Below are 7753 nucleotides of genomic sequence, written 5' to 3'. Positions count from 1 at the left end.
TAAGCCATTTATTTAGTGTCTAACATATAATATCTATTATGAATATTATTATATATATTTTATCTTTCAAGTGGTAATTCATCAAAATCAGTTAAAAAAACAGAAATTTTTAACAGAACTAAATAATTACTTGGATTTGATAAAAAAAAGTGAGTCTGAAATAGGTAAATTTTAAAAAGATAAAAAATATTATTGCATCACTAAAAAATAACACTTATAAATAATTAAAAACAAATATAGATTAAAATGAGCCGAAAACAAAGAGAAACTTAATAATATATGAAGTTGAAAGTATTACTGGAGTTAAACATGAAAATCGAAGACACAAATATCAGAAAATTTATTACAATTTCAGATGTGATATCACTGTCAAACATGAGCTGTGGTTTTCTATCAATAGTATGTTCAATCAATCACGGCTTTGAACTGGCAGCATTGCTAATGATATTTGCAATTATGTTTGACTCAGTAGATGGTTGGGTAGCAAGAAAAACCAACAGGAATGATTCTTTAGGATTCGGAAAGAACATCGATTCCCTGTCCGATGCAGTATCATTCGGCGTTGCACCAGCAGTATTCGTATATTCAACTTTGAACACCACTCCAACTACTATTCAGCAAATTGGAATACTAGTTAGTTTATTCATTGTTATCTGCGGCGTTTTAAGGTTAACAAGATATAATGTGATTGCCGATAAGATCGACACCAAAGACTTTATCGGATTCCCGATACCTGGAATCGCATTCATAATAGCCACATTATATCTAAGCGGAATTTATAATGCATATCTAGCATTGATATTGAGCGTGATCGTTTCCCTGATAATGGTCAGCACAGTCATTTATCCTAAATTCGACAACGTTCCTATCCTTGCAGTCTCATGCGTTCTAATCGTGCTGTTAATCTTACCGATAAAATTGATTTTGTTCAATATCAACATGCCTGCACTGTTATTGTTGATATTCTGCCTATACTACCTCATAATTAATTTAATTAAAAATTATTTGTAATGCTCCAATTAAATTAATCCATCTACTTTTAATCAACCATTAGGAGTAGAGACCATGAACAAAAAACCAAGAGATCCATTGTTTCCAAAAGGTTTTGGAGAAACAAAAGACATTAAACAACAGTACCAAGAAGAAAACCTGCAAAAACCACAAAAGAAAGACGAGTTAAGTGCATTAAAAAAGCTTAATCGTAAAATTGGAATTTACCTAAGTCCAAAAACAACAAAAATAACAGAAGATGAGCAGAAAAGGAAAATCGGAATCATAATAACAACACTGATTCTGGTTACGTTGATAATTTCCGCATACTATTTCCTGGTGTATCAGCCACAGCAGGAAGAGCTATCACTTGTTAAAACCGAAAAGCTGAACGAACTTCACGACCTCTACTGCGGACCGCTGGTGACATCACCAAATGCAATGGTTTTGGAAGACAAAATCGGTGACGCCAGAAGTGTCGGCGAAGTAAACAGCATCAACATCCTGACACCAGCAACCAAGGACTGGAAATCCTACCATAAAAAGGCGATAAGCTCCAATCTGGACAAGTACAATCGTACCATGGTTGTTTATGACAACGAAAGCAGGGACGTTTTGATGAACGGAGAAGAGGCAATAAAAATAGTCAATGAGAATGACGCCACAATCCTTTCAAAAATAAAGTTCGACAAGCCAAACACAGTTTCCGTGCCGATACTGGTTTCAAGGCTTCAGGCCGGAGCGGGACTCATTAATGTCGGAAGCGTAGTGGATGTGTATCTTAATTCAAATTATACCGATGATTATGTAAACAACAACACAACAAGCCCTGAAATAAGCGGCTGCACTGTCCTTTCCATAATGAGATATGAGGAAAACGGAGAAATCGATTCAGAGTATTCAAAATCCAAACTCCGCGTTGAAGGAAACAACACATATCCCAAAGAAAACACCAAAAGCTTTTCATCCAATGTGCTGGAACTCCTGAAAGGGTCAATAATCAAAGGCTATGATGAAAAGGAAACAGTTGAAATGCTTGAGAATTACGGAGTTAAGCTGTCAAACTATGAAAGGCAAATAAACCTGGGCGATTTGGATGCGCAGTATATGATTCTGCTTGAAACCCCCCAGGATAAAGTGAATTTCCTGATAAACAATATGGAAAACGTTGTGCTTACAATACCAACTTCAAATGCACCAGATTGGATGATTAATGAAATCAGTTCCACATATACTCACTGAAAAGTCTATATATGATTAACACAAATTGATTAATATGAACAAACCAAAGATTTCAACAATAATCGTTATTATATGCATACTTATAATTGGATTATATGCTATGGGAGAAGTGAACTATTTCTCTTCTAAAATTGCCATAGAAAGAAATGTAGACTCTCCCGCAATCATAATCCCTTCAATTGGAGTCCATGAAAAGATAAACGATGTTTCCCTCTCACAAGGAGTGCTGCATGAACCGACATCATATGACCCCCTTGAAGGTGACGTGTTGCTGTTCGGACATAGAACCCTGCAGGGCTCACCATTTTTGAGGCTCAATGACCTGTCAGCAGGCGATGAACTGGTGCTTGAATGGCCTGGAATCGGTGAAGTGACCTATAATGTGATTAATTCAACAATTGTTCCTGCTGAATACGTGCTTAATGCCGAAGAAGGCGGAAACTCATTATACCTGATTACATGCGATCCGATCGGATCAACTGCAAACAGACTGATAATCCAAGGGGAGCTTAAGGACACAAATCCTCTCAATACAACCATTCTTAAAGACAATCCTCAGGAATCCAATGCACTCGTAATAAGTGCAATATTTTTGGTTGCAGGAATAATATTCAGCATGATTTATCCGAAAGACCAAAGGGTTTACATATTGGCAGTCGTATTGGTCATATCCGCAATATTATTCTATTGCTGCATCAATCCAATACCATCAGAACTGATATACGATAAAATCATCTTTTTAAATGGAGGAATATGATGGATGTTGACAAGGAATACTTTTCAAATATAAGCACACGTGAAAGAGCCATATTTGAAGGTGCGATAAGTATGGGGGCGCTATTCCACCAGTTCGTTGGCACTCCCGTCAATAAAAATACAAAAAAGAGTTTGGAAACAAGCATGGAAGAGTCATTGAAACTGCAACCTGCAATAGAAGACGTTAATGTGAATATCAGATTCGACAAGCTCGAGCAGTCAATGACCGAATTCGACTACACCTCCCTTACCGGAGACATGCTTGACGTCAAAATCTTTACAAAAGTAGAAAATGTCACAGCAATAATAAGAATTGAGTTTATTGAAGAACTCAATTATCCTTTAATGTATGTTGAAGACATTACAGAAGATTGAAAGTTAATATATTTCTTTTAAATCTTCTAACAATTCTTTTAAATGAGCACGCTTAATGTGATTCATCAAAACCACCCTAATGGATTTAGGGCATTTTGCAACGGAAACCTTCCAACCCAAATCTTCTAATTTTTCAGCAAGCAGATTGGTTTCAATTTCAGGATGATTGAAAGCGACTATATTCAATTCAGGCTTGCAAACCACATCATAACCCATTTCCAACAATCCGTTGTAGAGAAATTCTGTGTTTTCCATCATCTCATTGGCCAGTTTGCCGTATCCTTCTTTTCCGAAATATTTCATTATTGCATAAGTGGCTGCAGATGATGCTCCCAAACGAGTTCCTACAATGGTTGATTGGGTTTTTACAGTAAGATATGGAGAATCGACCGCCATCACTTCAAGATATTCTTTCTTTCTAAAAATGATTCCTCCGGCAGGAATTGGTGCCAAACCCATCTTATGAGGATCGACAGTTATTGAACATACTCCTGGAAGTGAAAAATCAAAAACAGGCAAATCATAACCCATTTCCCTTAAAAATGGAATGGAAAATCCTCCGAAAGCAGCGTCAACATGGAAATATATGTTGTTTTCAAAGGCTATTTTTGAAACCTCTTCAATAGGGTCAATCAGCCCTAGTTCGGTTGTTCCAGCAATGGCCACAATAGCAACAGTCTTATCGGAAATTACATCTTTCAATGCATCGACATCAATCCTGTAATTCTCATCCAATCCTGCTTCAACGATTTTCAGATTCAGCATGTCGGCTGCCTTTTTAAATGAGAAATGTGCGGATTCAGGAATGATTATTTCCCCATCAACAATGCCCTTATATTTGCGTGCATGGTTTCTGGCGGCACGGATTGCCATGATGTTTGCTTCAGTACCTCCGGTTACGATATTGCCGCAAGCATCATCAAGAGACAACAATCCCCCAATAGATTTGATTACCTCATTTTCAATGTTTTTTGTTCCTTTGAAAAGGCCAGGATCACCTAAATTCGTATCAAGAAATTTGCAATAAACCTCTTTAGCGAACGGGTGTGCTTCAGTGCACATTGACCCTAAAATTCGGCCATCGGAATACCTATGGTCCAAATCATGAAGTTTTGATAATTCTTCCAAAATCTCTTTCTTGTCTACCGGCTTATCTTGCATAAAACAACCTAACTATAATAAATCAAAATAAAAATAAAATAAAAAAAGAAATAAAAAGATTATTCCAGACGTTTACGGGCGGCGTCGAGAATAATTTTTTGTTCAGCACGAGCAACAGTTTTTCTAACATCTGCTATTGCATCGGTGTTTGAAGATACACTTGTAATTCCGAATTCAACAAGTTTTTCGACAATGTGAGGTACACTACCGGCTTGACCGCAGATACTGCATTTCACACCGGCTTCAGCACATTTTCTAATTGTTCTTTCAATTAATTTCATTACTGCAGGGTGTTCTTCTGAGTAGTGTTTTGCTACAAACTCGTTGTTTCTGTCAACTGCAAGAGTGTATTGAGTCAAATCGTTGGTTCCTAAACTTACAAAGTCTATTCCAACTTTAATGTATTCGTCAATCATGATTGCAGCTGCAGGAATTTCAACCATCATTCCAAACTCAACATCCTTGTGAGGTTCAAAGCCAACTTCAGAACAGAGCGCTTTTGCCTGTTTAAGCTCTTCAGGGCTTTGTGATAATGGAATCATAATACCAATGTTGGTGTATCCTTTTTCGTGCAATTTCTTAATAGCTTTGAATTCACATTTAAGGATTTCAGGCTGATCGAGTTCTCTTCTGATACCTCTCCAACCAAGCATTGGGTTGTGTTCCCTAGGTTCGTTTTCCCCACCTTCCAGAGTGATGAATTCATCTGTTGGAGCATCCAATGTTCTGTACCATACTGGTCTTGGATAGAATGCGTCAGCTACAATCTGAACATTGTCTGCGATTGTATCGATTAATTTGTCCTCTTCACCGTCAGCAATGAATTTGCCTGGGTGAATACCGGAAGTTAACATTAAATGTTCTGTTCTTAAAAGTCCAACACCATCTGCACCGGTAGCAGCTGCCTTTTCGGCTGCTTCAGGCATACTTACATTGGCTTTTACTTCAGTAACAGTAATGATAGGAGCTGCTTCAACAGCACCTGCTTGAACTTGAGCTTCCTCTTTGGTTTCTGAAATACCTTCAAATACAAGACCTTTTTTACCGTCTAAGGTAACGCCTGAGTTTTCTTCCAAAGTGGTGGTAGCATCTCCAGTTCCTACAACACAAGGAATTCCGAGTTCACGGGAAATGATTGATGCATGACAGGTCACACCTCCTTCATCGGTTACAATACCGCTTGCCCTTCTCATAGCAGGAACCATGTCAGGAGTGGTCATTGTTGTAACCATGATGTCGCCATCTTTAATCTTATCCAGTTCATCGATGTCTAAGACTATTTTGACTACACCGGATGCCATTCCAGGACTTGCCCCGAGACCTCTTACAAGAACATCTCCTAAATCTGAAGATTCATCAGCTGCCTCTTCAACAACATCTCCTAAAGTAGTGATAGGTCTTGCCTGCAATAAGAATAAATTGCCTTTTTCAAAAGCCCATTCAGTGTCCATAGGTTCGCCGTAGTGAGCCTGAACTCTTTTACCCATTTCAGTCAGTTCAATGAGCTCTTCATCGGAAAGCACTCTTTCTTTTCTTAATTCGTCAGGAACATCGACTTTGATACTTGTTCCGTTTTCGTCATTGGTGTACATCACTTTTTTGTCACTGATTGTGACATTGATGATTTCATTGTCCTTTTTGTCAACCTGATAGTTGTCGGGAGTTACATCTCCAGATACTACAGATTCACCAAGACCCCATGATCCTTCGATTAAAGCAATCTCTTCACCGGTTGAAGGGTTTACGGTAAACATTACCCCTGCCTTATCAGCATTTGCCATCTTCTGAACAACAACAGCAATGTATACTTTGGAGTGTTCAAAGTCATTTTCTTCCCTGTAAAAGATTGCTCTTGCTTCAAATAGGGATGCCCAACATTTTCTGATGTATTCGATTACTTCATCATCTCCTGAAACATGCAGGAAAGTGTCTTGCTGGCCTGCGAATGAAGCTTCAGGCAAATCTTCAGCGGTAGCTGAAGACCTGATTGCAACATCAGTGTCGTCTTCACCGACCCTTTGGCAAAGTTCATTATAATATTCACGAATAAATAAGACTAAATCTTCTGGAATAGGGGCTTCAATAATGATTTTTTTGATTTCTTCAGCAGCAGCCTGAAGAGCTTTGGTATCGTTGATGTCAATTTTATCAAGAATTCCCATTACACTATCATTTATTCCAGCCTCATCCATGAATTTCTCATAAGCTTGTGCAGTTACTACAAAACCAGGTGGCACAGGAATGCCTGCTTGGGTTAATTCCCCTAAATTAGCACCTTTTCCACCTGCAATTCCAATATCGGATTTGTTCAAATCCTCAAATTTTACAACATACATGAAATATAACCTCTCGGATTAAACTTTATTTATATAAATTGACTATAGTTTAGACAGAAAAAACAACGTCAATACTATATATTAATTTTGAATTTTTAAGTTTAAATATTTAATTATAAAATCTGAAAAATAGTGAAAAAATGTAAATGTAGAAATAAAAAAAGAGTAAAAAAAAGATTAATTAAAAAATTTATTTAATTAAATCTGCGCCTTTGTCAATGACTATTTTGCATGGAACCGGCATTTTCATACCTGCTCTTTTCAATGCAATTTTAGCTTGTTCAAAGTTCTTTTCCTGGCAATCGATAGTGATGATTCTTTGATCTTTTTTAACGACCGCTTCAACACTGATAGGTTTACCGAATGCGTTTCTCATACCGCTTTGTACCCTATCCGCACCTGCACCGGTTGCCATTGGGTTTTCCCTTACGATTTGGTGTGGGTATACTCTTAATTTTAAGTGGTATCCCATTCTACCAGCTGCCCTTTGCATCAATCTGTTGGAAGCAACCCTTGCAGCTTCCAGGGAGTTGTGTCTAATTTGGGTTGGTTTTTTAACAGCTAAACTTACTGAAACAGGGAATTCATCTCTTAAATTACCCATATCGTATTGTACAATTCTTGAATTTGGGGTTTTTCTAATGTAATCTCTTCTTGTATAAGCACGAACCATTATAATTCCTCCGAAATAAAAATAACATGATAAACATGTCTAATTAAAAAAATAGCTATGTAATAATTAATTCCAATAATAGCTATACTGAATCATATATCGTAATATATAGAATACTTAAATATATTAAATTAACTTATTAATAAATGTTACCATAAAATCATGTTTGACTCTTTCAAAAACTTTGTTGATTTGAAATTTTCTGATGAAAGTTAGCTCT

The 7753-nt window shown here is 37.1% G+C and carries 7 protein-coding genes; 4 read left to right on the top strand and 3 right to left on the bottom strand.

All coding sequences use genetic code 11. From position 1 onward, the window contains the following. The first annotated feature begins 309 nt into the window (after positions 1-309). Genes Q0W26_RS10300 through Q0W26_RS10285 form a run of 4 tightly spaced genes read left to right on the top strand, consistent with a single transcriptional unit; the run spans position 310 to position 3363 of the window. Positions 310-1011 (top strand): archaetidylserine synthase, encoded by a 702-nt coding sequence (locus Q0W26_RS10300; protein WP_298524871.1) that lies wholly within the window; start codon positions 310-312, stop codon positions 1009-1011. A 54-nt stretch (positions 1012-1065) separates the two neighbouring features. Further along, positions 1066-2232: a hypothetical protein gene (locus Q0W26_RS10295; RefSeq protein ID WP_298524869.1), complete on the top strand. Its 1167-nt coding sequence runs from the start codon at positions 1066-1068 to the stop codon at positions 2230-2232. A 34-nt stretch (positions 2233-2266) separates the two neighbouring features. Beyond that, positions 2267-2989 carry a class E sortase gene (locus tag Q0W26_RS10290; protein ID WP_298524866.1) on the top strand — a complete coding sequence of 241 codons (723 nt, stop codon included), beginning with the start codon at positions 2267-2269 and terminating at the stop codon, positions 2987-2989. After that, on the top strand, positions 2989-3363 hold the full coding sequence (locus tag Q0W26_RS10285) for a dihydroneopterin aldolase family protein (RefSeq protein ID WP_298524863.1): 375 nt from the start codon (positions 2989-2991) through the stop codon (positions 3361-3363). The genes Q0W26_RS10290 and Q0W26_RS10285 overlap by 1 nt, the downstream gene beginning before the upstream one ends. 3 nt (positions 3364-3366) lie before the next feature. Here Q0W26_RS10285 and mfnA read toward each other — a convergent pair whose 3' ends face one another. From mfnA to rplJ, 3 genes are all read right to left on the bottom strand, one after another. After that, positions 3367-4524, bottom strand: coding sequence for a tyrosine decarboxylase MfnA (mfnA, locus tag Q0W26_RS10280; protein ID WP_298524858.1), 1158 nt, complete (start codon positions 4522-4524; stop codon positions 3367-3369). A gap of 59 nt (positions 4525-4583) precedes the next feature. Next, positions 4584-6860, bottom strand: a complete 2277-nt coding sequence (gene ppsA / locus Q0W26_RS10275; RefSeq protein WP_298524855.1) for a phosphoenolpyruvate synthase — start codon at positions 6858-6860, stop codon at positions 4584-4586. A gap of 190 nt (positions 6861-7050) precedes the next feature. Continuing rightward, positions 7051-7533 (bottom strand): 50S ribosomal protein L16, encoded by a 483-nt coding sequence (rplJ, locus tag Q0W26_RS10270; RefSeq protein WP_298524852.1) that lies wholly within the window; start codon positions 7531-7533, stop codon positions 7051-7053. Between the last annotated feature and the right edge of the window lie 220 nt (positions 7534-7753).

It is taken from the genome of uncultured Methanobrevibacter sp., assembly GCF_947169325.1.
Classification (GTDB): Archaea; Methanobacteriota; Methanobacteria; order Methanobacteriales; family Methanobacteriaceae; genus Methanocatella.
The sequence above is the reverse complement of the archived record's forward strand: the minus strand, read 5'-3'. Positions and strand labels throughout refer to the sequence as shown.